Annotated in this window: 24 protein-coding genes; 3 read left to right on the top strand and 21 right to left on the bottom strand. The window is 67.0% G+C overall.

Annotated features, from left to right (window positions below; all coding sequences use genetic code 11):
• Positions 1-249 precede the first annotated feature (249 nt).
• The 14 genes from AC5P8F_RS17095 to glnA all read right to left on the bottom strand — a co-directional run bounded on the left by AC5P8F_RS17095 (position 250) and on the right by glnA (position 14912).
• The gene (locus tag AC5P8F_RS17095) at positions 250-876 is read right to left on the bottom strand and encodes a superoxide dismutase family protein (protein WP_049408330.1); all 627 of its coding nucleotides are present in this window, start codon (positions 874-876) and stop codon (positions 250-252) included.
• Between the two features lie 32 nt (positions 877-908).
• Positions 909-1478: a superoxide dismutase family protein gene (locus AC5P8F_RS17090; RefSeq protein ID WP_495228632.1), complete on the bottom strand. Its 570-nt coding sequence runs from the start codon at positions 1476-1478 to the stop codon at positions 909-911.
• 93 nt (positions 1479-1571) lie between these two features.
• Positions 1572-3020, bottom strand: a complete 1449-nt coding sequence (ntrC, locus tag AC5P8F_RS17085) for a nitrogen regulation protein NR(I) (protein ID WP_014645497.1) — start codon at positions 3018-3020, stop codon at positions 1572-1574.
• Entirely contained in the window at positions 3013-4074 is a 1062-nt protein-coding gene (locus AC5P8F_RS17080) for a two-component system sensor histidine kinase NtrB (RefSeq protein ID WP_032959394.1), read from the bottom strand. Before AC5P8F_RS17080 ends, ntrC begins: the two co-directional genes overlap by 8 nt.
• Before the next feature lie 115 nt (positions 4075-4189).
• Entirely contained in the window at positions 4190-6235 is a 2046-nt protein-coding gene (locus tag AC5P8F_RS17075) for a TonB-dependent receptor (RefSeq protein ID WP_495228630.1), read from the bottom strand.
• 102 nt (positions 6236-6337) lie between these two features.
• Positions 6338-6652: a hypothetical protein gene (locus AC5P8F_RS17070; protein WP_005411860.1), complete on the bottom strand. Its 315-nt coding sequence runs from the start codon at positions 6650-6652 to the stop codon at positions 6338-6340.
• Positions 6653-6759: 107 nt separating this feature from the next.
• A complete protein-coding gene (gene mltA, locus AC5P8F_RS17065; protein WP_032959393.1) occupies positions 6760-7926 on the bottom strand; it encodes a murein transglycosylase A in 1167 nt (388 codons plus the stop codon).
• A gap of 67 nt (positions 7927-7993) precedes the next feature.
• Positions 7994-8740, bottom strand: coding sequence for an N-acetylmuramoyl-L-alanine amidase (locus AC5P8F_RS17060; RefSeq protein ID WP_032959392.1), 747 nt, complete (start codon positions 8738-8740; stop codon positions 7994-7996).
• A 463-nt stretch (positions 8741-9203) separates the two neighbouring features.
• Entirely contained in the window at positions 9204-9671 is a 468-nt protein-coding gene (locus AC5P8F_RS17055; protein WP_495228628.1) for a hypothetical protein, read from the bottom strand.
• Positions 9668-10045, bottom strand: coding sequence for a VENN motif pre-toxin domain-containing protein (locus tag AC5P8F_RS17050; RefSeq protein ID WP_032959340.1), 378 nt, complete (start codon positions 10043-10045; stop codon positions 9668-9670). Before AC5P8F_RS17050 ends, AC5P8F_RS17055 begins: the two co-directional genes overlap by 4 nt.
• Positions 10046-10608: 563 nt before the next feature.
• The gene (locus AC5P8F_RS17045) at positions 10609-11142 is read right to left on the bottom strand and encodes a hypothetical protein (protein ID WP_164165909.1); all 534 of its coding nucleotides are present in this window, start codon (positions 11140-11142) and stop codon (positions 10609-10611) included.
• A 247-nt stretch (positions 11143-11389) separates the two neighbouring features.
• On the bottom strand, positions 11390-12820 hold the full coding sequence (amt, locus tag AC5P8F_RS17040; protein WP_014645492.1) for an ammonium transporter: 1431 nt from the start codon (positions 12818-12820) through the stop codon (positions 11390-11392).
• Between the two features lie 22 nt (positions 12821-12842).
• Positions 12843-13181 carry a P-II family nitrogen regulator gene (locus AC5P8F_RS17035; protein ID WP_004134334.1) on the bottom strand — a complete coding sequence of 113 codons (339 nt, stop codon included), beginning with the start codon at positions 13179-13181 and terminating at the stop codon, positions 12843-12845.
• Positions 13182-13502: 321 nt separating this feature from the next.
• Positions 13503-14912: a type I glutamate--ammonia ligase gene (gene glnA / locus AC5P8F_RS17030; RefSeq protein WP_014645491.1), complete on the bottom strand. Its 1410-nt coding sequence runs from the start codon at positions 14910-14912 to the stop codon at positions 13503-13505.
• Between the two features lie 222 nt (positions 14913-15134).
• Here glnA and AC5P8F_RS17025 point away from each other — a divergent pair, with 222 nt between their 5' ends.
• The 3 genes from AC5P8F_RS17025 (at position 15135) to AC5P8F_RS17015 (ending at position 17443) form a co-directional block, all read left to right on the top strand.
• The gene (locus AC5P8F_RS17025; RefSeq protein WP_014645490.1) at positions 15135-15929 is read left to right on the top strand and encodes an undecaprenyl-diphosphate phosphatase; all 795 of its coding nucleotides are present in this window, start codon (positions 15135-15137) and stop codon (positions 15927-15929) included.
• Between the two features lie 73 nt (positions 15930-16002).
• Positions 16003-16830, top strand: coding sequence for an META domain-containing protein (locus AC5P8F_RS17020; RefSeq protein WP_495228626.1), 828 nt, complete (start codon positions 16003-16005; stop codon positions 16828-16830).
• A gap of 79 nt (positions 16831-16909) precedes the next feature.
• Positions 16910-17443, top strand: a complete 534-nt coding sequence (locus AC5P8F_RS17015; protein WP_495228624.1) for an NADPH-dependent FMN reductase — start codon at positions 16910-16912, stop codon at positions 17441-17443.
• A 101-nt stretch (positions 17444-17544) separates the two neighbouring features.
• On the opposite strand, the gene AC5P8F_RS17010 is transcribed toward AC5P8F_RS17015, so the two are convergent.
• The 7 genes from AC5P8F_RS17010 to AC5P8F_RS16980 form a co-directional block, all read right to left on the bottom strand.
• Positions 17545-18156: a YbhB/YbcL family Raf kinase inhibitor-like protein gene (locus AC5P8F_RS17010; RefSeq protein ID WP_032961630.1), complete on the bottom strand. Its 612-nt coding sequence runs from the start codon at positions 18154-18156 to the stop codon at positions 17545-17547.
• A gap of 10 nt (positions 18157-18166) precedes the next feature.
• Positions 18167-20236 (bottom strand): tetratricopeptide repeat protein, encoded by a 2070-nt coding sequence (locus AC5P8F_RS17005; protein ID WP_032961627.1) that lies wholly within the window; start codon positions 20234-20236, stop codon positions 18167-18169.
• A 56-nt stretch (positions 20237-20292) separates the two neighbouring features.
• Complete coding sequence (locus tag AC5P8F_RS17000) at positions 20293-21282, bottom strand: YheT family hydrolase (RefSeq protein ID WP_046427777.1); 990 nt, start codon at positions 21280-21282, stop codon at positions 20293-20295.
• Between the two features lie 52 nt (positions 21283-21334).
• Positions 21335-22126, bottom strand: coding sequence for a lysophospholipid acyltransferase family protein (locus tag AC5P8F_RS16995; protein ID WP_032961622.1), 792 nt, complete (start codon positions 22124-22126; stop codon positions 21335-21337).
• A gap of 118 nt (positions 22127-22244) precedes the next feature.
• The gene (locus AC5P8F_RS16990) at positions 22245-22679 is read right to left on the bottom strand and encodes a hotdog fold thioesterase (RefSeq protein ID WP_014035502.1); all 435 of its coding nucleotides are present in this window, start codon (positions 22677-22679) and stop codon (positions 22245-22247) included.
• A gap of 10 nt (positions 22680-22689) precedes the next feature.
• A complete protein-coding gene (locus tag AC5P8F_RS16985) occupies positions 22690-24747 on the bottom strand; it encodes a phospholipase D family protein (protein ID WP_401730528.1) in 2058 nt (685 codons plus the stop codon).
• Entirely contained in the window at positions 24744-25361 is a 618-nt protein-coding gene (locus tag AC5P8F_RS16980) for a YceI family protein (RefSeq protein WP_014645483.1), read from the bottom strand. Before AC5P8F_RS16980 ends, AC5P8F_RS16985 begins: the two co-directional genes overlap by 4 nt.
• Between the last annotated feature and the right edge of the window lies 1 nt (position 25362).

Here is a 25362-nt window from a genome sequence, read left to right as displayed (position 1 = left end):
GCCGGCCAGCGGCCGGCACTACCGATAAAGAAGAACGCCGGCTTGCGCCGGCATTTTCCGTTTCCAGCATAAAGGGCCGCAGTGCTGTTCGTGCACTGCGAGGCCGGGCAGGACGCGCGCGAGCTGCTGGCGCGCTGAAGACGGGGAGTGCCGGCCGCTGGCCGGCAAGGTCCGGATCTGCGATTGCCGGCCAGCGGCCGGCACTACCGATAATGAAAAACGCCGGCTTGCGCCGGCGTTCCTTGATTCTTACGGGGCCTTCTGGATCACCGCACACGCCAGGCGTGCGCCGGCGTTGCCGGTCGGCTGGGTCTTGTAGTCGTCCGCATCGGCGTGGACGATCAGGCCGCGGCCGATGATGTCGAAGTCATCACCCTTGCCGATGTTGACATTGCTCGACACCGGGCCGTCGATGGTGGCCACGCCCTTGTCGTCGGCCTTGATGTTGGGCATGTCGCCGCCGTGGTGCGGATCGGTGGCGACGTTGCCGTGATCCTGCTTGCCCGGGTTGAAGTGGCCGCCGGCGCTCATGCCGTCCGGGGCGCTGCAGTCGCCCTTCTCGTGGATGTGGAAGCCGTGCTCGCTGCCCGGCTTCAGGCCGGTGATCTGGCCGGTCACGTGGACCTTGCCATCAACCACCTTGAAGGTGACGCTGCCCTTGGTCTCGTTGCCCTGGGTCGGTGCCAGCTCGGCCGTTGCCGAAGCATCGGCCGCCGGTGCCGCAGCCGGTTCAGGAGTTGCAGCCGGCTCGGTGGTGGCGCCGTCAGCCGGCGCGGCCGGCGGAGTCTCAGTCTGCGGCGCGGCGGGCTGCTGGTTACAGGCCGCCAGGCCCAGCGCGGCGATGGCCGCAAACAGCGAAGTGTGGATCAGACGCATTGGAATCTCTCCCTGGATGTTGCCTGCAGTGATCAGCGGACGACCCGGATCACGCCACAGGCGATGCGGACGCCGGCATTGCCGGCGGGCTGGCTGCGATAGTCGTCGGCGTTGGCATGCACGACCAGTGCACGTCCGGCGATATCGGTGGCGGCGCCTCCGCCAAGGGTAACGCCCTTGAGGTGGATATCGACGTTGGCGCGGCCCTGGGCATCGGCACGCAGGTTGTCCATGTCGCCCAGGTGGTGCTTGCCGGTGCCGCCGCGGCCATGCGCGGCGCCACCGGGATTGAAGTGGTTGCCGGCGCTGCTGGCATCCACCGCGCTGCAGTCGCCACGCTCGTGGATGTGGAAACCGGCCTGCTGCAACGGCTGCAGGCCACCGATCAGGCCGGTGATGTGGATACCGCCGGGCTCCACCATCAGTGCGATGCGGCCACTGACGATGCTGGCCGAGGCCGGCGACAGATTGGCTTCACCCTGCTTCGCTGCGCTGACCACGGTGGGCGGCGGCGGGGTGGGCTCGGCCTTCTTCGGCGCGCTGCCACAGGCAGACAGCAGCACGGCGGCGGACAACGGCAGGATGGCAAAGGACAGACGCATCGAAGACTCCTTGCAGGTGACACTAAGCACTGCATCGTCCATGAACGATCAACGGTTCGGCAAGCGGGCGCGAGGATCGCGTGCAGGGACCGTTCAATGGCCCCCGCGACGGCGCCCGGCGCCCAGCTTGCGGGTAAGGGTATTGCGGCCGAGGCCGAGGCGGGCAGCGGCTTCGGCGCGGCGACCGTGGGTGATCTGCAGCGCTGCCTCCAGCAGGGCATGGTCGACCCGCTCGCGCACCTGCGCGTGCAGCCCTTCCACGCCTTCGGCCAGCTGACGGCGCGCCCATTCGGCCAGCAGCGCTTCCCATTGGCCCGGATCGGCTGCGCTGGCGCTGTTGCGGCGGCCGCGCGCGCGGTTCAGCGCGGTATCGACATCGGCCACGCCGATGGTGTCGGCGGCGGCCAGCGCGGCCATCCGCCAGCACACGTTCTCCAGTTCGCGCACGTTGCCCGGCCAGTCGTGTTCGCGCAGCGCCTGCAGAGCCGCGGCGGTGAGGCGCTTCGGCGGCGTATCCAGCCTGCGTGCGGCGGCGGCCAGGAACGTGCTGGCCAGTTGCGCGATGTCCTCGCGGCGCTCACGCAGCGGCGGCAACTGCAGGCGCACCACGTCCAGGCGATGCAGCAGATCGGCGCGGAACTTGCCCTGCGCGACCAGGCCTTCCAGATCCTGGTGGGTGGCGGCCACCACGCGCACATCGACGCGGATCAGCTCGCGGCCACCGACGCGGAAGAACTCACCCTGCGCCAGCACACGCAGCAGGCGGGTCTGCAGCGGCAACGGCATGTCGCCGATCTCATCCAGGAACAGCGTGCCGCCGTTGGCCTGCTCGAAGCGGCCGACATGACGGCGCTGCGCACCGGTGAAGGCGCCAGCTTCGTGGCCGAACAACTCGCTCTCCAGCAGTTCGGCCGGGATCGCGGCGGTATTGAGCGCGACGAACGGGCCCTGCGCACGCGGCGATTCGCGGTGCAGCGCATTGGCCACCAGCTCCTTGCCGGTGCCGGTCTCGCCGGTGATCAGCACCGCCAGCGGTGCCTGCGCCAGGCGACCGATGGCGCGGAACAGCGCACGCATCGGCGGGGTATCGCCCACCAGTTGCGGCGGCTGGTCGCCGGGCGTTTCGGCGGCGGGGCTGGGGGCGGCCAGCGCGGGCGCCACGGCCGGCAGCACACGCTGCGCCAGCGCCACGGCATCGTCCAGGTCGAATGGCTTGGACAGGAATTCATGCGCGCCCCCGCGGAACGCACCGGCGGTGCTGGCGACATCGGTATAGGCCGACATCACCACCACCGGCAGCTGCGGCAACGCGGCCTTGAGCTTGTCCAGCAGTACCAGGCCATCGTCGCCGGGCATGCGCACATCGGTGAACAGCAGCGCTGGTGGCGGGCCCGCGCTCAACGCCTGCAGGGCGGGAGCGGCACTGTCGAAATCGACGACCTGGTACCCCGCCTCGCGCAGCGCGGTGCACAGTACGAAGCGCACCGCACGATCATCGTCGACCACCCAGATGCGCTGTGCGGTGGTGGGGGACTCAGACATCGCGCGGGGCCTCCTCGGCAGGAGCGGCGCCGTTGCCGATCGGCAACAGCAGGGTGAACACGGTATGGCCCGGACGCGAGCGGTAGGTGAGCGTGCCGCGATGCTCGCGCGCGACCTGCTGGGCCAGTGCCAGGCCCAGCCCGGTGCCTTCGGCACGGCCACTGACCAGCGGCAGGAACAGGTGTTCGGCCAGCTCCTCGGGCACGCCACGGCCGTCGTCGGCGATTTCCAGGCGCAAGGCCAACGTGTGCAACTGCTCGGCGATGCGCACCCCATGCTCCACGCGGGTGCGCAGGGTGATGCTGCCGGCACCGGCCTGGATCGCGTTGCGCACCAGGTTCCACACCGCCTGGGTGAGGCGGTCGGCGTCGCCGTGGAATTCGGGAATGCTGGGGTCGTAGTCGCGCTGCAGGCGTACCGCCCAGCCGGCCTCGTTCTCGGCCAGGCGCAGCACACGTTCCAGCGCGGCATGGATGTTCAGTTCCGCATGCGGCGCGGCCGGGGCCGGCGACAGCAGCTGGTCGAGAAGGCCGTTGAGGCGCTCGATCTCCGAGCCGATCAGTTCGATCAGCTCACGTTCGCTGGCGTCGCGCTGCGCCGCGCGGCGGGCCAGCAGCTGGGCCGCGCCCTTCAGCCCGGCCAGCGGGTTGCGCAGCTCGTGGGCCAGGCCCTTCAGCGCCGCGCTGAGCGCACTGGGCAGCGCCTGGGTTGGGTCCAGCCCGGGGAATTCATCGACCGGATGCGCCTCCAGCAGCCAGCCACCATCGTCGCGGCGGCTCATCCAGCCCTCGGCGAAGCGCGGCGCCTCGCCGGGCACCGCCAGCGCCAGCCGGTTCAGGCGCAGGCTGTCGCGCTCATCGCGGGCCAGGAAATGGGCAAGTGCCTCGCCCTGCACTTCCAGTGCGGCCAATGGCCGACCCAGCAGGCGCCGGACGCTGACGCCCAGCCAGCGGGCGAAGGCCGGATTGCAGCCGGCAATGCAGCCATCGGCCCCGGCCCAGGCCAGCGGCGTGCCCAGGGCATCAAGGGACGGCGGGGGTGCGGGGTCGGACATTGCACCAATGTAGTGCAAAACGCGGGGTTCGGGGTCAGAGCCCTTTCCTGGCGGAAAGGGATCTGACCCCTGCTGCAGGTCGAGCAAGCTCGACCATTGCCAGATGCAGGGCCGGTTACAGCTTCATGTTGAGGCCGACGAACACGCTGCGGCCCGGGGCTGGCGAGAACATCGGGCGGCCGCTGTCCCAGAAGAAGCTGTCGTACCAGGCGTAGGCGTACTGGCGGCCGGTGACGTTCTTCAGTTGCAGGTCCACGCTGAAACGCGGGGTGAGCTGATAGGCAGCACTGAGGTCGAGCACGGCGAAGCCACCGAACTTGCCGGCCACGTTGCGCTCCTCAAGGTAGTAGTCGCCCTGCGCGCGTGCCTGCAGGCCGAGGCGCAGCGCGTCGCTGGCGCGGTAGTCCACACCCAGATTGCTGATGTGGCGCGGGGTGGCGGCCACTTCGCGGCCGTGCAGGGAAATGCCGGCATCGCGGTCGTCGCGGGTGATCTTCGCTTCCTGGTAGGCGTGCGACGCCCATACCGTCCAGTCATCGCCCAGCTGCAGGCTCAACTGCGCATCCACGCCGCGCCGGCGGGTCTTGCCCAGGGTGACCGTGGTGCCGGTGGCAGGCATGTTGGATACCTCGTTTTCCGCGTCCTGCTGCCACACCGCCAGGCGCGCCTGGGCGCCCTGGAACGGCTGGAACTTCAGGCCCAGCTCCATGCCCGTATTGGTGGACGGCTGCATCGGCGCCTGCCCCGGGGTGAGGTAGGCCGGTGCGGTGGACCCGGTCAGCACCTGGAAGGTGCGGCCCCAGTTGGCGTAGACGTGGGTGGTCTGGCCCAGGCTGTGGATGATGCTCAGCTTGGGCTGGCCGATGCTGCCGTAATCCTGCAGCCGGGCGGTGATGCCGTTCATCAGGTGCGTGCGGCCACTGAAGCGATCGATACGATAGGCCGGCACGATCTTCCACGCCTCGGCGGGCTGGTAGATCGCCTGCACGTAGGCGCCCCAGTTGTCGAAGCTGTGGCGGTCGTCGTTCTGCACGCGCGCCGGCGGCTGGCTGTAATCGGTCGGTTCGGCGTAGGCATAGCGCTCGCGGATATAGCCGTTGTCCTGCTGCTCGTAGTTCAGGCCGCCTTCGACGGTAAGCGTGGAGCTGGCCTGCCACGTCAGCGTGCTGAGCAGGCCAGTCTGGCGTTCATCCCACACGCGGCGCTGGCGCGGCAGGTTGCCGGTGGGCAGGTCGCTGAAGGTCACGCGGCGGTCGTCTTCATAGCGGTTGTAGTAGAGCCGCGTGCCGAAGGTGAGTGCGTCGGACAGCTTCAGGTCGACGTGCGCGGCGATCTGGCGCATGTCGCGGTCATCGCCGTCGTTGCCGTTGCGCAGCTCGCTGCCACGGCGGTGCGTGCGCAGTTCCTCGGCGGTCATGAAGCCCGGTTCGTCGGCCTCATGGTGGTAGGCGCGCGCGGTCAGGCCCACGCGCAGCCCTTCGTCCAGCGTGCCGAAGAACCACTTGCCGCCCAGCGAGTACTTCCTGGAGGTGTCGTGGTCGCGATAACCATCGCTGGCCTGGGTGCCGACAAAGTAGTTCTGCGCGAAGCCATTGGCTTCGCGGCCAATCGCCAGCTGCGCATCACGGGTGTTGTAGCTGCCGTAGGCCAGGCGCGCATCGGTGTAGCTGCCGCCCTGGCGCGTACCGAAGTTCACGTTGCCGCCGATGTTGTGCAGGCCATAGCGCGGATCGTTGGTACCACGCACTACTTCGATGTAGCTGATGTCCAGCGGGAACAGCATGTCGATGAAGCGCTGGTTGCCGCTGTTGACGTTGCTGGGGATGCCGTCGATGAGGGTCTTGATGGCATTGAGGTAGCCCTCGCCGTTGAAGGCGCGGAAGCTGACCTTGCCCGATTCGGCACCCTGCCGGGTTTCGGTGAGCTGGATGCCGGGCATCTGCCCGAGCAGTTCCCAGCTGTGCGAAACGTTGCGGTTTTCGATCTGGTCTGCACCTAGCACGTCCACCGAGGTCAGCACCTGGTGCGCACTGAGCTGGCCTTCGCCGTGCTGGTGCACCTGCACCTTGCCGAGGGTGAGCGCGGCATCGGCGGCCTGTGCGAAAGCTTCAGGGGCGAACGGCGCGGCCGCCAGGGCGGCCACAAGGGTGGGAGTCTTCATGGGAAGGGGCGTTATGGTGAAATGTAATTATATAACATTTCACATGCCCGCTTTTGCAGCGTCGAGCAAGGCTCGGCGCTACAAGGGCGGGAGCCGGGGGGATTACACCGGGTAGCCGGTGGCTTCCCGTGCCTTCTTCCAGGCGGCTTCGAATTCACGCGCGGAGATTTCGTCGTCCTCGTCGAAATCCAGGAACGACACCGGCTGGTCGGCCAGCAGGAAACGGTCATCGCTGTGGGCGTGCTCGTCGGCCCAGACCATCTTGGTGCCGTAGATTTCCACCTGCCGCACGATCTTGTCGCCGCGCGCTTCCATCAGCACGTTGCCCTTGCCCAGGCCCGATTCGGCCCAGTGCTTGTAGTACTTCTTTGCGGCGGATTTCGCGCCGGGTTTTGCGTTGTGCTTTGCGTAGGTCATTGCAGGGGTCCTGGCCGCAGGCGCGGCCGGAAAGTTCGGAATGGCGCCATTATCAGGCATCCGGGGCCAGAGCCTTTCCTTTGGAAAGGGATCCGCCCCCTGCTGGTTCAGTTCGGCAGGGGCACGCCCTTCGGCCACAGCATCCAGATGTTGCCCTTCTGCTTCATGTCGCCGGCCAGCTTGCCGGCGGCATCGCCACTGCCCCAGTACAGGTCCGCGCGCACTTCGCCGGCGATGGCGCCGCCGGTGTCCTGCGCAGCCACCGGGCGTACCACGGGCGTGCCATCGGGGCGCGTGGTCGACAGCCACAGCAGGCTGCCCAGCGGCACCACGGTACGGTCTACCGCCACGCTGTAGCCCGCGGTGAGCGGCACGTTCAGTGAACCACGCGGGCCTTCCGGGCTGTCCGGATTGCGCACGAAGAACACATAGCTGGGGTTGCTGCGCAGCAGTTCCGGCACGCGCGCGGGATTGGCCCGGGCCCAGGCGCGGATCGCGTCCATGGTGACGTCTTCCTTCTTCAGCTGGCCCTGGTCCACCAGCCAACGACCGATGGCACGGTAGGGGTGGCCGTTCTGTTCCGCATAGGCCAGCCGTACCTGCTTGCCATCGGCCAGGCGCACGCGGCCGGACCCCTGGATCTGCAGCAACTGCAGGTCCATCGGATCGGTCAGCCAGGCCAGCACCGGCGCCTTGGCGCCCTTGGCCGCGATGGTGCCGGCGTCGTCATAGGGCTTGAGCACCTTGCCTTCGACGCGCCCGCGCAGGCGCTTGCCCTTCAGTTCCGGGTAGAGGCTGTCCAGCTGCACCACCACCAGATCATCCGGCGTGCCGTAGACCGGCACCGTCGCCTTGTCGGTGCGGGTCAGGCTGCCGGGGTAGATCGGCTCGTAGTAGCCGGTGATCAATCCGTCGGCCTGATGGCCACCGGCACGCAGCGCATAGGCATCGAGGTCGCGCTGCAGGAACTGGCGGATCGCGGCCGGGTTCTTGTCTGACACCGCTGCGGCGGTGGCGCAGGGCTTGGCCCAGACAGCGTCGTTTTTCAGGCGGGCGCAGCTGCTGCGCCAAGCCACGAAGCCGGCCTGCAGATCGCTGTCCGAGACCGCTGGCAGGGCTTTCCAGCCGACCTTGGCGTAGGTGGCCGCCGGCGGCGAGGTCGGCGTGGGCGCTTCGGAGCCCGTGCGGGGAGCGGTGGTGGCGCAACCGGCGAGCACGGCCGCTGCCAGCAGGGTCCAGTGCTTGCGCTTGAAGAAGGTGGCGGAATCGATCATGCCGCCATGGTGGCGGGCCGGCCGCTGGGCGGCAACCCAGCGCGGGGCCAAGCGTTCATGCGCGGAGTCACGGCGTCTGCAGCAGCAGCGAGTGCAGGATGCGGGCGTCCTCGGCATCCAGCGTCTTCGGCAGGTCGTCGCGGCCACGGAAGCGGCGGTGGAACGCAGCGACGGTGGCGTCGCGGTTGTCGAGCGGATAGCCGAAGCGGGCCAGCGCATTCCACGCGTCGAATCCTTCCGGTGCCGCGCCGTCGGCCGCGCGCGGCCACACGCCGAAGCCGGCCTCGGCCAACTGCTGCCATGGGAAGAAGCGGCTCGGATCCTGCTTGCGCGTCGGCGCCAGGTCGGCATGGCCGATCACCTGGCGCGGCGGGATGTTCAGGCGCGTGGTGAGATCGCGCAGCAGCACGATCAGCGATTCGATCTGTGCCGCACTGAACGGGCTGCGGCCATCGTTGTCGAGCTCGATACCGATCGAAGCCGAATTGAGATCGGTGATGGTGCCCCAGCGCCCGGCGCCGGCGTGCCAGGCACGGCGCTCATCAGCCACCAGCTGGTAACGATGGCCATCGGCGCCGATCAGGTAGTGCGCACTGACCGGCCCACCGCTGTTGGCCGTGCGCAACGTATGCAGGCTCTGCTGCACCGATTTCTGCTCGGTGTGGTGGATGACGATGATGACCGGGGTGCGCGCGTTCTGGTTGGGTGATGGGACCCAGGTGGCGAGCGGGTTGTGCTGCACAGGCGCGGTGGCGGTGCAGGCCGAAAGGGCCAGGGCCAGCAGTGTGGAAGCCAGAAGGCGGGGGCTGATCATGGACGAATTGTAACCATGACTGCAGCCGTGGTTCTTCGCTTCGTCCGGATCGCTGGAGAACTGGGGAGCTGTCATGCAAAAAACTCAATAACGCCCCCACCTCATGCCCAAATCTCAAACTCCAATTTGAATAGCCAAACGCCCAAGTTCCTCATCACCTACCTTCAATCCTCGAAACGGACCCAGCCATGCCGCCGAATCGATTCCAACACCGTGGACACGTGAACCCAGGGAACAACCCTCATAACAACTTAAACAAAATGATTCATCAACGGCCCCTCAGATCCCGCCAGTGGCCGATCTGGTCAATCCCTCCGCGCCCGCATTGCGAAGAAATCTACCTTGGCGCGTCACCACTGCTTCGACCGGTGACATACAGACTGGCAACACCGTCAAGCCGAGCAACTTCATCGAGGCGGCCGTTTAACCCCAACTTCCATTGAACAAGCAACCGCCCAGAACCCTATGCCCTCACCTTCCTAACCGACTCCACCCACTCAGCCCAGACAGAGGAATCATCAAGACAACCGGAATCACCTAGAGGCGACATAAGGCGAACAACAACTTCGAACAGCGGAAGATCCTCACCAGATCGATCAAAAATCGACTCAAGGAATACCATCATTACCGAGAACGCATCCAGCAACGCCAAGTACTCGCCCGACGAATTAATTTGTGCGCTACAAAATTCAGAATTAAGAGCACTCCCCACGATGACAACCTCTGCAAATGCATCACACCAGTCATCCCACATTGCCGGATCGTTGGGCAAGCCATTCGCCCATAGAAATGACCCTCCCGAAGATAACAGATCAACAAGAGTGTCCTGCCCCTCCCCCCTCTCCATATACTTCTGAAGGAACACGCACATCAATACATATGCAGCCTGAACGGAAACTCTTCCAGCATCTTTCACATCACTAGCACTCATTTCGTGACCTTCTTTTGCTCCGACAGCCCGCCCGCCAGTGCGCCAACTGCCTGCGACAACGCCAGCACCATCTCTTTCTGCTCCGGGCTCAGCTTGGAGGGGTCTCCGCCGGTCAATGTATTAGTCAGTACCTTCGCGGCCAACTCGCCGCCGGCCGCGGACACGGCTCCGGTTCCCGCACTGCCACCATCGGCTTCCGCCAGCAGCGCACCCAACACCGCATGCGACAGCAGTTGCAGAGTCGCATTGGGGTCGCTGCCGTGGTTCGGGTCAAGCGTGCTGCCGATGAAGTGAGCGGCATAGGGCGCCAGTGCATTGGACGCGGCCTGGCCAGCGCCCTGTCCCGCCACACCGCCCACCAGCGCCGTCGTCACTGCGTTCAGTGCACGGTTGTACTCATCGATGCCCCCTACTTCCCCGCGCCGCTGTATGCCTAGCTATTTGCCGCCGCCACCTTGCTGCGCACAGGCACCCGATTCCATCGCCCTCAGTCACAAGGCCGTGTTGACCTTCATCATTCGTCCAATCCGCGGCCAGATCAACATGTAGAAGGCACCCACGGCCAACCCGATGAAAAGCATGATGCCAGCGCGCCTGGGAGCCCACCCAAACCAAAAGGAAGGACTGGTCCAGACCTTTATCCAACCGCCAGGAGAGAAGGCACCCTCGAACGCGAGCCACGCCAACAAGGCACAGATTGGTGCAGCTACAACATAACGAGCTTTGAACCGCGGAAGAAACTTGTCCACAAGCATAACCCCGGGCACACCGAAGATGAGGCCCAACACAGCGGCTATGGCGCAAACCAGCGATGTGAAAATTGCAGCCTGCGAAAAGCTGCCTATCCGAGAACTCAGCGGAATGCCTATGAATAGAGCCGCTCCAAGCACGGAGCTGGCAATCACAGACACAATCTTTGCCCCCAACTCACGCTCACTCACTGGCAGATCTCCACCATCTTTCCATCAGAGCCCCGGTAGCTCATGCATTTCTGCCTTGAGGGAAAAGTACTCCAAGGCCACCGCAACTTGCCAACTTCGCCACCAGTATCGCGCGTATTGGAACTCCACACTTGGCCCACCAATTCGAGTTGAACATTGGACGCGAACCCGTACCCCAGCCTCTGGTTGAGACTGAGAATCCACCGAATCCATCCGGAAGCACCTGTCGGATCACAAAGCCCGGATCCAATGCATGTGCTCCAGGCACCGTGATGTTGATCAGACTGCTGGTGCTCGGATCGACGATCGATGCTGGAAAGCCCCAGCTCCGGAGGCAGGCCGTAGGAGAGTCGCCACAGACCGGAGGAAAGGCAGCGATAGGTGAGCTCCACAGCGAAGCTCCAGTGTTCTCGATCTCCTGCGCCGGCCACACTACGCACCAGCGCATGCGGACTGTAGTCGTCCAGGGTCAGCAGGTAGACATACCATTCGATGTCTTCCATCACTGCTGCGGAAGTCGCCTGGATCACGCCTACTCCGTTCTGTAGTCCATCGAGGTCGTTGGAGGCGTGTACACGCCCACCTGCAGACAGCCATTGGAGCAGGAACGGTAGAGCCACGCCATGCGTGGATGGGCTACCCGCTGTGCCGACCAACGGTCGGCACCCACCAGAGCAGACCCAGACCCCGTGCCAAGCAAGCTTGGCACCTACCAGAACAAGGACAGTGGAAGTGCCGACCAACGGTCGGCACCCACCACGTCAGTGCGCCGCCACGTCAGGCCTCGTAGGCGGACTCGCCGTGCGAAGTCACATCCAGGCCGGTGCGCTCTGCTTCTTCGGTCACGCGCAGGCCGACCACGACCTTGACCACCAGCAGGATGACCGCGGTCATCACCGCCGACCACACCACGGTCAGGCCGACGCTGACCACCTGCACCCAGACCTGATGGGCGATATCCAGATCGGCCTTGGTGCCGCCCAGCGACTGCGCACTGAACACGCCGGTGAGGATCGCGCCGACGATGCCGCCGACACCATGCACACCGAACACGTCGGCGGTGTCGTCCACCTTCAGCAGGCGCTTCAGGCCGGTCACGCCCCACACGCAGACCACGCCAGCGACGAAGCCGATCACGATCGCGCCGAGCGGGCCGACGGTGCCACAGGCCGGGGTGATGCCGACCAGCCCGGCCACCGCACCCGACGCAGCGCCCAGTGCCGACGGCTTGCCCTTGCCGATCGCTTCCACCAGCGTCCAGCCAAGCACGGCGGCAGCGGTGGCCAGCACGGTGTTGAGGAAGGCAAGCGAGGCCACGGTGTCGGCCGCTGCTGCCGAGCCAGCGTTGAAGCCGAACCAGCCCACCCACAGCAGCATCGCGCCGATGTAGGTAAACGGCACATTGTGCGGCTTCAGCGCGGTCTGGCCATAGCCCAGGCGCTTGCCGACGAACCACGCGCCGACCAGGCCGGCCACGCCCGCGTTGATGTGCACCACGGTACCGCCGGCGAAGTCGATGGCACCCAGCTCACCCAGGTAGCCGCCACCCCAGACGATATGTGCCATCGGGATGTAGCTGAGGGTGAACCACAGCGCCGAGAACAGCAGCACCGCGCGGAACTTGATGCGCTCGGCGAAGGCACCGACGATCAGCGCGGTGGTGATGCCGGCAAAGGTCGACTGGAACGCGACGAACAGATAGTCCGGCAGGCCCTTGATCGGCGTGTTGCCCACCGACTCCGGGGTGAAGCCCTTGAGGAAGGCGAATTCGGTGAACGAGCCGAAGAACGGATTGCCGGCGCTGAACACCGCGCTGTAGCCATAGGCCACCCACAGCAGCAGCACCAGCGAGAACACCACCAGGATCTGGCTGAGCACCGACAGCACATTCTTCGAACGCACCAGGCCGCCGTAGAACAGGGCCAGGCCCGGTACCACCATCAACAGCACCAGCAGGGTCGAGGTGAGCATCCAGGCGACGTCGCCACGATCATAGGCGGCGGCCGCTTCGGCCACGGCCGGCGCCGCGGCGGTGGCGGCCGCATCGTGCAGCGGCTCGACCGCCACGCTTTCGCTCGGCAACGGCGATACCTGGGCCTGGGCATGGGCGCTGCCCGGCCAGGCACCGGCGGCCAGTGCGCTGAGCAGCATCAACAGGCACACCAGGTGGAACCGGGCTTGCCACCCGGTGAGAAGGCGCATCTTCATGGGGGGAATCTCCGGAAGGGGGTTACAGCGCGTCGGCACCGATTTCGCCGGTGCGGATGCGGATGACCTGTTCGACGGCGGTGACGAAAATCTTGCCGTCACCGATCTTGCCGGTGCCTGCCGACGACTGGATCGCTTCGATCACCGCGTCGGCACGCTCGTCGGTGACCACCGTTTCGATCTTGATCTTGGGCAGGAAATCGACGACGTACTCGGCGCCGCGATACAGCTCGGTGTGGCCCTTCTGGCGACCGAAACCTTTCACTTCGGTCACGGTGATGCCCGACACGCCTGCATCGGACAGGGCCTCGCGGACCTCGTCGAGCTTGAACGGTCGGATGATGGCGGAGATCAGTTTCATGCGCATGTCCCGAGGGTGGATGGGGCCAGCGCGCCAGCGCGCGTTGGCATCAGGCAACCACGGGTCATCAGGATGATGACCGTGGCTGTTGCACCGGACACGTACAGGGCCGGGACGGCCGTGCCTCTCTCCTTGCACGACCGACGCGGGAGGGAGGGCGGCCCTGGTCGCGTATCCGGTCTCTCTCTTGCCCCTGGATAGGGATCAGCGCCCATTCGTAAACGAACGGGATCCGACCCCGATCTGACCGCGGCTCCCCAGCCGCGAAAACGGAAGCGATGGCGGCGGGTGGGAGGGGGAACCCACCGCCATCGCATCCGGTCAGCTGGCGTAGTACAGCTGGTATTCCAGCGGGTGGGTGGCCGCGCGGAACTTGGTCACTTCCTGCATCTTCAGCGCGATGTAGCCGTCGATGAAGTCATCGCTCATCACGCCGCCGGCCTTCAGGAACTCGCGGTCCTTGTCCAGCGCTTCCAGCGCCTGGTCCAGCGAGGAGCAGACCTGCGGGATCAGCTTCTCTTCCTCCGGCGGCAGGTCGTACAGGTCCTTGTCGCTCGGTGCACCCGGGTCGATCTGGTTCTTGATGCCGTCCAGGCCGGCCATCATCAGTGCGGTGAAGGTCAGGTAGCCGGACTGGATCGGGTCCGGGAAGCGCATTTCGATGCGGCGCGCCTTCGGGTTGGACACCCACGGAATGCGGCACGACGCCGAACGGTTGCGGGCCGAGTAGGCCAGCATCACCGGCGCCTCGAAGCCCGGCACCAGGCGCTTGTAGCTGTTGGTGCCCGAGTTGGCGAAGGCATTGATGGCCTTGGCGTGCTTGAAGATGCCGCCGATGTACCACAGCGCCAGCTGGCTCAGGCCACCGTAGCCGTCACCGGAGAACAGGTTGGTGCCGCCCTTGGACAGCGACTGATGCACGTGCATGCCGCTGCCGTTGTCGCCCACGATCGGCTTGGGCATGAAGGTGACGGTCTTGCCGTTGCGGTGCGCGACGTTCTTGATCACGTACTTCATGCGCAGCAGTTCATCGGCCTTCTGCACCAGGGTGCTGAACTTGGTGCCGATCTCGCACTGGCCGGCGGTGGCCACTTCGTGGTGCTGCACTTCCACTTCGATGCCGACCTGTTCCAGGGTCTTGCACATCTCGGCGCGCAGGTCGTGCAGGGTGTCGGTCGGCGGCACGGGGAAGTAGCCGCCCTTCACGCCCGGACGGTAGCCGCTGTTGGCGCCGTCGTACTTGGCGCCGCTGTTCCAGGCGGCTTCTTCGGAATCGACCTTGAAGAAGGTGTTGCCCATTTCATTGGCGAAACGGACCGAGTCGAAGATGAAGAACTCCGGCTCCGGGCCGAAGAACGCGGTTTCGGCGATGCCGGAGGACTTCAGGTAGGCCTCGGCGCGCTTGGCGATGCCGCGCGGGCAGCGGCCGTACGGCTGCATGGTGGCCGGATCGAGGATGTCGCAGCTGATCACGATGGTCGGATCTGCGTAGAACGGGTCGACGTAGGCGCTGGTGGTGTCGGGCAGCAGGACCATGTCCGATTCGTTGATGCCCTTCCAGCCGGCGATCGAGCTGCCGTCGAACATCTTGCCTTCTTCGAACAGCGACGGTTCGACAATGCTGACCGGGAAGGTGACGTGCTGCTCGACGCCACGCATATCCACGAAACGCAGATCGACGAACTCGATCTGGTTGTCCTTGATCAGCTTCTCAACGTTTTCCACGGACATCGGTACGACCTCGGATGGGGATGAATGCCTGCTGAGGTACAGCAACGACCGTGCCAACTTTTCGCTGGCCGCAAGTCATTGATTTCAAAAAGGGCGCTCCGTGGCGGTGCAGAACGGTGCGCACCAAACGGGTGCACCCGCCACCAGACGCACCCGTTTGGTGCGGCAGGGATCGTCTATCCTCTCGACCTTCTTCCTTCCGCCGCGCGTCACGCACCGTCCATGTCCGACCTGCTCTCCGCCCTGCTGCTGGGCATCCTCGAAGGCTTGACCGAATTCCTGCCGATCTCCAGCACCGGCCACCTGCTCATCGCCCAGCACTGGCTGGGTGCCCGCTCGGACTTCTTCAACATCGTCATCCAGGCCGGCGCGATCGTGGCCGTGGTGCTGGTGTTCCGCCAGCGCCTGCTGCAGCTGGCCACCGGCTTCAACCAGCGCGAGAACCGTGAGTACGTGTTCAAGCTGGGCGCCGCCTTCCTGGTCACCGCCGTGGTCGGCCTGGTGGTGCGCAAGGCCGGCTGGTCGCTGCCGGAGACGGTCAGCCCGGTGGCCTGGGCATTGATCATCGGTGGTGTCTGGATGCTGCTGGTGGAGGCCTACACCGCGCGCCTGCCCGACCGCGACCAGGTGACCTGGACGGTGGCGATCGGCGTGGGCCTGGCACAGGTCGTGGCCGGCGTGTTCCCCGGCACCTCGCGCTCGGCCTCGGCGATCTTCCTGGCCATGCTGCTGGGCCTGAGCCGCCGCGCCGCCGCCGCCGAGTTCGTGTTCCTGGTCGGCATTCCCACCATGTTCGCCGCCAGCGCCTACACCTTCCTGGAAATGGCCAAGGCCGGGCAGCTGGGCAGCGAGGACTGGGCCGACGTGGGCGTGGCCTTCCTTGCCGCGGCCATCACCGGCTTCGTCGTAGTGAAGTGGCTGATGGGCTACATCAAGTCGCACAGGTTCACCGCCTTCGCGATCTACCGCATCGCACTGGGCGCGGCGCTGCTGCTGTGGTTGCCCTCCGGCAGCTGAACAGCGCCGGGGTACGGTAACCCCGTTGCCGGCCCCACCCCGTTTCCCCCACGGTTCCCCAAGGAGAATCACCATGAACCGCAAGCTCACCCTGCTCCTCCCGCTGGCCCTGATGGCCGCCTGCAGCCAGACCCCGGCCCCGGCCGGCACCGGCGGCGACGACGTGGCCCCGGCCGCGGCCAAGGCAGCAGACCAGCAGACGCTGGCGCACCTGGATGCGCAGCGCCTGCAGAGCCAGCACTGGCTGCTGCAGCAGGCCACCGGCGCCGACGGCAAGCGCATCGACGCGCTGTTCGCCCGCGAAGACAAGCCGGTCACCCTGGACTTCGCAGATGGCCGCCTGTCGGTCAGCAACACCTGCAACCGCATGGGCGGCGGCTACACCCTGGCCGACGGCAAGCTGACGGTCAGCGCGATGGCCTCGACCATGATGGCCTGCACCGACAAGGCGCTGATGGCGCTGGACGAAGACGTGTCGAGCCGCCTGCAGGGCGAGCTGAAGGCCGAGCAGGATGCCGATGGCAAGCTGACGCTGACCAACGCCAAGGGCGACGTGCTGGTGTTCAACCCGGAGCCGACCGCTGAAACCCGCTACGGCGGCGCCGGCGAAACCGTGTTCCTGGAAGTGGCCGCCAAGACGCAGAAGTGCTCGCACCCGCTGATCCCGGACTACCAGTGCCTGCAGGTGCGCGAAGTGAAGTTCGACGACAAGGGCCTGAAGCAGGGTGAGCCGGGCAAGTTCGAGAACTTCTACGGCACCATCGAGGGCTACACCCACGAAGACGGCGTGCGCAACGTGGTGCGCGTGAAGCGCTACGAAGTGAAGAACCCGCCGGCCGATGCGCCGTCGCAGGCGTACGTGCTGGACATGGTGGTCGAGTCGGCCATCGAGAAGAAGTAAATAAACAGAAGGGCGGCCACGAGGTCGCCCTTCTACGTTCTGTAGCGTCGACGCAGCCCCACGTGCCAGCCTTGCCACGATGAAGATTCTCGCCATATCCGGCAGCGCGCGCCGGCAGTCGACCAACACCGCTCTGCTGGTGGCCCTGAAAGCCATCGCGCCGCCCGGCATGGAGATCGAGGTCTACGCCGGGGTCGGCGAACTTCCGGTGTTCTCCCCCGATCTGGAAGGCACCGATGAACCCTGCAGCGTGACGCGCTTCAAGGCGGCCATCGCCCGCAGCGACGGTGTGCTGGTGTGCAGCCCTGAATACGTGCGTGGCATTCCCGGCGGATTGAAGAATGCGATCGACTGGCTCGTATCCGGCGACCAGATCGTCGGTCGGCCCATTGCGTTAGTGCATGCGTCCCATCGTGGCGAGGACATGCTGCAGGCACTTCGCGCGGTGCTGTCCACGGTCAGTGCCGCGTTCAGTACAACGCTGTTCCTGCGTGTACCGGTGCTGGGCCTGGAACCGGAGGAGGTCTTCGAGGTGCTTCAGTCGGAAGTGCATCGCGCCGAAGCGGATGCGTTCCTGGCAGGGTTTGCTGTTTACTGCAGGTCCATTGCGTAGCAGAAGCAGCCGAGCATGGGCTCGGCTCTACAAGGCATAGTCGAGCATGGCTCGACTCTGCAGAAAGCAAAGCCGGGCATGCCCCGGCCCTACAAGGGCTCTCAGCCCAGCGCCGGGTTCAACGTGTAGGTGCCGTGCAGTGCCGCTTCGGCGAGCACGTGGCCGTGCATGGCGCGGTAGGCGTCGGCGGCGGTGAAGCGTGCCGGCAGCTGCAGCGATGCCACGTCCAGCGCGAACACGCGGAAGAAGTAGTGGTGCAGGCGTTCGTCGTTGAACGGCGGGTACGGGCCGTCATAGCCCAGGTAGTCACCGGCCATGTCCGGATTGCCTGCGAACCAGCCGGTGAAGTCGTTCAGGCCCTGGCGGCTGCCGGCCGGGCCGGCCGGTTTGGACTTGCCCTTCACCACGAAGCCGTCGCTGCAGCTGCCTGCGGCGATCTCGCGCACCGAGGCCGGAATGTCGGCCATTACCCAATGCACGAAATCACAGCGCGGCTGGTCGCGCGGCACGCTCATGTCGGTGCGGCCGACCGTCTCCGGCACGGTCGGCACGTCCGGATCGACACACACCAGCAGGAACGAACGGGTGCCCTCCGGCACATCGCTCCAGGCCAGGTGCGGATTGCGGTCCGGTGCGAAGCCCGCGGCATCGCCGGCGGCGAATTCGCGGTCGATCGGAGCACCGTTGGTCAGGCTGTGGCTGCTCAGTTGCATCGGCGTGTCCTCACTCTTCCGGGTAACCCAGGCGCACCGCGATCGGGGTGAGCTTGGCGAAGGCGGCGCTCATCACGTCGCGGTAGTTGCGCCAGTGGCCCGGCGGGAAGCGCGGCGCACCCAGTTGCGCGGCTGGCGGCATCGGCCGCTCGAACAGGCGGCCCAGCAGTTCGGCCATCGCCTGCGGATCGTTGCCGATCTGGTCGATGCGCAGCAGCACCTGCGGGTACAGATCGTCCTCGTGCAGGGCGGCGACCTGGGCCAGCGCGCGCGCCAGCCATTCGCTGGCTTCGGCCAGCGAGGTCATTGCCAGCGGTGCGGCGGCACCGTAGGCCACCCAGTCCAGCAGCATGTCGCGCGGATCGCGCAGCACCACCAGCAGGCGGCCCTGCGGCAGCTGCGGGCGCAGCGCCCACAGCAGCGCGTTGTCCCACCACAGCAGCCAGTCGATGATCGCGTCGTCCTGCACGCCGCGCGACGGCAGCTGTTCGCGCCAGCGCTGCACCAGCCGCTCCGGGGTCAGCACGCCGGAGGCGAGGTCCTGCAGCGTGTGGTAGTTCTGGAACGCGTCGTCGGGTGCGTTGGAGGTATAGCGGTCGCTGCGCAGCACCGGGCTGGCGGCGGCCAGGCCGGTCGCCACGCGCTCCACGCCCGAACCCGGCGCGCCCCACAGGAAGATCGGCGCGGAAGTGGCATCACCGTCGATCTCGCCCTTGTCCGGCCAGCTCGGCGGCGCCTTGGCCTGCGGCGGCAGCGGCAGGCGCTGCGGTGCCTGGTCGGCCTGCAGTGCCAGCCAGGTCTGCAGCGCGTCTTCGTGCTGCCCGGCGCGATCCTGGATCTCACCCAGCCAGGTGCGCAGGTCGGCGCGGTGGCCTTCCGGTGCCATGTCGATCAGCGCCTGCACGCGGGCGACCGCGGCGGCCGGATCGCGCTGCAGCAGGCCTTCGACCAGGCGGGTTTCGCCGCTGACGCGGCCCGGTTCGAGGTTGACGATGCGCTCGGCGATCGCTTCGGCCTGGGCGTGTTCGCCCACCATGTCGTGCAGGCGCAGGCGCGCTTCCAGCGCCGGCAGGTGGCCCGGCATCGCGTCCATCCAGCGCTCGACCGTGGCGGCGGCGGTGGCACTGCCGACCTCTTCCACCGCCAGGCGTGCCAGCCACAGGTCGTGCAGCTGCGGGTGCTGCTCCAGGGCGGCATCCAGGCGTGCGCGGGCCTCGTCTTCGCGGCCCAGGCGCTGCCAGGACATCAGCAGCAACTGCAGTACGTCGCGGTCGTCAGGCAGCGATTCCAGCAACGGCAGCAGGTGCTCCAGCGCCTGCAGCGGCTGGCCGCTGCGCAGTGCCAGTTCGCCGGCCAGGCGGCGCATCGATGGCGTATCCAGGCCCTGCTGCTGCAGCGCAATCTGCATCGCTTCGGCGGCAGCGTCCAGGTTGCCCTGGCGCATGGCCAGCTGCACCACCAGGCCATGCAGCGAGGCGATGGTCGGGTTCAGTTCCAGCACGCGGCGGAACGCCTGCTCGGCGAAGGCCAGCATGTTCTTGCCCAGGTAGGCGAAGCCCAGTGCGTAGAGCACGCGAATGTCGTTGGGCTGGGCCTGGTTGGCGGCCGACAGCAGCGTCAGCGCGCGATCGGCATCATCGCGGCGCAGCGCGATCATGCCGTCGATGGTCAGCAGTTCCGGGTGGTCCGGTTCGACACGCGAGGCCAGGGTGGACAGGCGCTGCGCTTCATCGAAATCGTTGCGGCCGATCGCCAGGTGGGCCTGCATCAGGTAGGCAGCGAAGGCGTTCGGGTCCAGCCCGGTGGTGCGCGTCAGTGCTTCGCCAGCGCCGTCGAACTGGCGCAGGGCCAGCAGCAGGCCGGCGTGCTGCAGGTGCAGCTGGGCATTGTCCGGGGCCAGCTGCAGCGCCTGCTGCAGGGCCTCCATCGCGTCCTCGGCCTTGCCCTGCTGCTGCAGCGCAAGCGCCAGCCAGCGGTGGGCCTCGGCCTGGCCGGGTTCATCACGGGTCCACGCCTGGGCCAGCTGCACGGCCTGGTCGGCCTCGTTCTGGCGCAACGCTTGGATGATCTGGTCTTGCATGGCGGTCCGGTTCAAGGGCAAACCCGCATTGTAGCGGCCTGCGCGCCCGTGCCGGTTCAGCCTTGCAGCACGCGCTGCAGGCGCTGCGCCACCCAGCGCTCGGAGAAGCCGTCACCGCGCCAGTTTTCCAGGAAGCCACAGTGGCCGCCCCAGCAGGCGGTTTCCAGGTGCGCGTTGCGCGGCAGCTGCCAGTCGCTGAAGGTCGCGTACGGGATCACCGGGTCGTCCTGTGCCATCAGGATGTCGGCCGGCACCTGCAGCGAGGACAGGCGATCGCCGGCAATCGAGTAGCCGTCGAAATAGGCCTGCAACGAGCCGAAACTGGTGTGGCGCTCGACCAGCCAGGCGGTCAACGCGCGGATGTCCAGCTTCAGCACGCGGTCGTCGCAGTCGCTCAGTTCGGGGAACAGGTCGCGCTTGCGCCGCAACGAACCGGCCCACTTGCGGCGGAAGTACCAGTCGTACATTGCCGGGCCGTTCTCGATGCTCTCCATGGTCAGCGCCGGGTCCAGCACCGGGCATACCGAGGCGACGCGCAGCAGCGGCACGCCGGCCGCCGGCGCACGCAGGGCCAGGCGCAGCACGAAGTTGCCGCCCAGCGAGTAGCCGGCGGCCACCAGCGGCAGCTGCGGCCAGCGCTGGGCGATATCGCCTGCGGCATGCACCACTTCGTCGATCAGGTTGGAGTGGAAGATGCCGGGGTTGAGGTGATGGGTATTGCCGTGGTCGCGGAAATTCAGCCGCACCACGTCGAAGCCCTGTTCGAGCATGCGCGCGGCCGCCATGCGCATGTAGCTGGATTCGGCACTGCCTTCCCAGCCATGCAGCAGCAGGGCCATGCCCTTGGGTTCGCGGCCTTCGACATGGCTGTGCCAGCCCTGCAGGCGCACGCCGTCGCCGCCGTCGAGGATCAGTTCCTCGCTGATCGCGCCGGTCGCGGCCAGCAGCAGCAGGCCGCGCTGCAGGCGCATGCGGCTGGAGCTGAGCATCGACTGCAGGTGCGGATTGCGCAGCCAGCGCGGTGGCTGGTAGTCAGCCGCGTGCAGCGTCGGCGTGCCGGCGTCCAGGACGGGTGGCGGGATCAGGGCCACCGCACCCTCACTGCGTGCTCATGGCCGCCACGATGCGCGCGCGCGACGTCTCCGCGATGCGCCGACGGCCTTCCAGGTCCTGCGCACCGATCGGTGCCAGGAAATGCACTTCCGCACGCCGCGCCGGCTCACCGAGCAGGCGCAGGAAATTGGCGAAGAAACTCTCGCCGGGGCCGAACGCGACAATGGTCTGCGCGTCGCCCTTGAGCCCGTACACCAGAGCCACTGGCTGCACCGGCACGCCGGTCTCAACCGCCGCCTGGAAGATGCGGGCATGGAACGGGCCCACTTCGTGGCCACCGCGGGTACGCCCTTCGGGGAACACGCCCACTGCCTTGCCTTCGCGCAGGCGATCGGCCATCACCTGCATCACGCCACCGAGCGATTCGGTGTTGCCGCGCTGGTGGAAGATGGTCTGCCCGCGCGCGGCCAGCCACCCGACCAGCGGCCAGCTGGCGATCTCGCGCTTGGCGACGAAGCCCATCATGCGCTGGCTGTGCAGGATGCAGATGTCGACCCAGCTGACGTGGTTGGCGACGAACAGCACGGCGCCGGGCAGCGGCCTGCCGATCTGCACCAGGCGGAAGCCGAAGATCCACATCAGCCCCCCCTGCCACCAGTTGACCACTTTGGCCCCCAGGGTCGCCTCGCCCACGCGCAGTTCGCCCCACGGCCGAAGCATGCCGATCAGGATGAGCGGCAGGAACACGATGATGTGGACCAACAGCAGCGGTACGCGGTACAGGTAACGGCACACACGCGCCACGCCGCCGCGGGGGGCCGGAGTGGGGGAAGTCATCCGCGCACGATACCGGAGGGCCGTCATCGCTGCCAGCCGATTTAGGCCATAACACCCATCGACCGGGGCAATCGGCAGGGAACGCTGGGTTCCGCTGCCGTCACCGCCCGTCCGGGGCTCAGCCGTGGCCGGCCGCCACCACCGCCAGGGTCAGCCGCGAGATGCACACCAACCGGCCCTGCTCGTCCTCGATGCGGATCTCCCACAGCTGGGTGCTGCGGCCCACGTGCAGCGCGCGGGCGGTGCCGGTGACCGTGCCCGAACGCACCGCACGCACGTGGTTGGCGTTGATTTCCAGCCCCACGCAGATCTGCTTGGCCGTATCCACGCACAGGTTGCCGGCGCTGCTGCCCAGAGTCTCGGCCAGCACCACCGACGCGCCGCCATGCAGGATGCCGTAGGGCTGGCGGGTGCGCTCGTCCACCGGCATGGTGGCCTGCAGCCAGTCGTCACCGGCCGCGCTGAAGACGATGCCCAGCGACGCGATCGCGGTGTTGCGGCTGAGCGTATTGAGCTGCTCGAGGGAAACGGCTTCGCGGAACACCTGGGTCATGCGGGCACCTTCAGAGGATGGGAACGAGGCCGGCGCCGAATGCGGTCAGCATGCGTACCAGCAGCCACTTCGGGCCGACATTGACCTCGGGGAAATCACCCACGGCGACATAGCAGCGGTGGAAGCCCGGGTCCTGCCGGGGCAACGGCTGCGGGCAGTCCGGGCCGGGCTTGAACTCGTAGTCGGTGGCATAGCGCCACGGCCAGAAGTCGAGGATCGGCAGTGCTTCGGAGGCCTTGCCGACGCTGTAGTTGAGCCCGGACAGCACCGGCGGCTTGGCCCGCGGCGCCACCGTCCACGAGTTCTGCGGGTGGGTGTCGCGCAGGATGCTCTCGGCCAGCTGCTCGGCGAAGGCCGGGTCATCGATGATCACCGCGCCTTCGGTGTTGTAGTTCTCGCTGCGCGGGTCGAAGTTGTGGGTGCCGACCACGCCGATGCGGCGATCGACCACCAGCGACTTGGCATGCAGGCCCATGCGCGCGCCCTTGCGGGTGACCGGCAACGGCTTGTTGACCGCCTTGCTGCCCAGGAACGAGGGCCGGGTCTCGGTGCGCAGCAGGCGGGTTTCGACCTCGCTGCCGGCCGCACGGCGGCGCTCGCGCGCGTTCTGGTAGGCACTGCCGGTGCGCGGATGGTTCACCGCCCCCTGCTTGCCGGTGGGTGCCGGGTGCTCATCGCGATCGCGACGGTCGCCGGCATTGCTGCCGGCAGCACTGCCGCCGATCAGCGGGTTGCGCCCGCCGTCGTCGTCGCCTTCCGGCGCGGCGATCGGGTCGGGCAGCAGGTTGCGGTAATCGACCGGTGCATCCAGCGGGAACGGCTTGTATTCGAAGATGTTGAAGCCCAGTTCGCGCATGTTGCGCCGCTTGTACTTGTACGACAGCGCATAGACGATCGGGTTGTCGGTCGCCGCCAGGCTGTTGCTGGACACCACCACGCGCGGCGGCTGCGGTCGCTTGCGCAGCTCGCGGAACAGCTTCTGCGCCGGTTTGGACAGCACCAGGTACGGCGTCTGCAGGATCACTTCCTTCTGCGCGCCGGCGATCAGCGCATCCAGCTGCGGCTCGGTCACGTGCTGTCCGGCCAGCGGCGCATCAGCCTTCTCGCGCCGGTGCTTGCGCGGCAGGTCGGCGACATAGCGCACCGAGGCCACCGGCAACGCGGTATCGACGAAGGAACGGCTGACGAAGTCCATGTCATTGGCTTCGGCACTGACCCGCTCCACCCGCTCGGGGCGGCGGAAGCTGGCCGGCGGCAGGGTCGGCACGCCCTCGCGCAGCAGGGTGCGGCCGACATCGTTCAGGCGCTCGGCCGGCACGCTGCGCCTGGCGCGCCAGAAGGCATCGAAGTTGGCCGCCATCGCCCGCGCCTCCGGGCCGGCGATCAGCACGTCGCGGTCGCGGAAGTTGTACTCGCGGTCCCAGTCGTAATAGTCGTCCTGGTAGTTGCGGCCGCCGACCACGCCGATCGCATCGTCGATCACCAGCAGCTTGTTGTGCATGCGCTGGTTGAAGCGGCGGAAGCAGCACAGCACGCTGCCGGCATAGTCGAAGTAGTTCAGCCGGGCCTTGCCGAAGGTCGGGTTGTAGACCCGCAGCTGGAAGTTCTGGTGCGCGCCGGACAGGGCGCCGAGGATCTGCAGGTCGGAGATCGCCGAGAGCTGGTCGATCAGCACCCGCACCTTCACCCCGCGCCGCGACGCGGCCAGCAGCTCGTCGATGACCAGCCGGGCACTGTCGTCCTTGTCGAAGATGTAGGTCTGCAGGTCGATGCTGCGGGTGGCGCTGCGCAGCAGGTTCAGGCGCGCGACCAGGGCGCCCTCGCCCTCGTCGAGCAGGGTGGCGTAGTGGCGTGGCTGTTCCGGGGTGGATTCGGTGAACGCCCGGCCCGCCAGCGCACGCAACGGCGAGTCCTGCGCGCAGCGGTCGGCGCGCTGGCAGTCGACGTCGGTCGAGCGCGCCTGCACGGCAATCGCTTCGGCACGGTCACGCTCGGCATGCGAGAGCGATGCACAACCGCTGCCCAGCAACACGGTTGCCAGCGCCAGGACGCGCAGCAGGAGGTTCACGGTTTCGGCGCCTCGCTCAGGCGCGCACGCAATACGAAGGTCACTCGGTCACTCAAGGCTAGCTGCCAGCTGTCCATTCCGTACCGGCCTCGCTGCACGGTACCGCGGCTGACGACGTCGCAATCATAGCCGGGTCGGGCGCACTCCGCCTTCTCGACCTGCAATGACTCGGGGTGGCTGATGCCGCGCAGGGTCAGCCGGCCGTTGATGGCGCCGCCCTGCTCCACGGTCTCCGGCCAGTAGGGCAGCGAGTCGAACTCGACCACCGGATGGCGCCCGGCATCGAAGAACTCCTCGCCGCGCATCCAGCCGGTATAGCGCGCCTTGCCGGGGATCTCCACCGAGCGGGTGAACATCTTCAGGTGCACCTGGTGACGGCCGTCGGACAGGATCTCGATACGCCCCTCGAAGTGCGGGAACACGCCTTCGATGCGCTGGCCGAATCGGGTGCGCACCTCGAAGCCGATCCGCGAGCGCTGGGTATCCAGGCGCAATACCCGTGGCGCCTCGGCGGACACGGGCGGCAACGGGGTCGGTGGGGGCGCCGCGGCCCAGGCCGGGCCGAGCGCCAGCAACGCGGGCAGCAGGAAGCGGCTGCGCCGCGCCAGGCTCATC

The sequence above is a fragment of the Stenotrophomonas sp. YJH_SMC_69 genome, assembly GCF_059370495.1.
The sequence above is the reverse complement of the archived record's forward strand: the minus strand, read 5'-3'. Positions and strand labels throughout refer to the sequence as shown.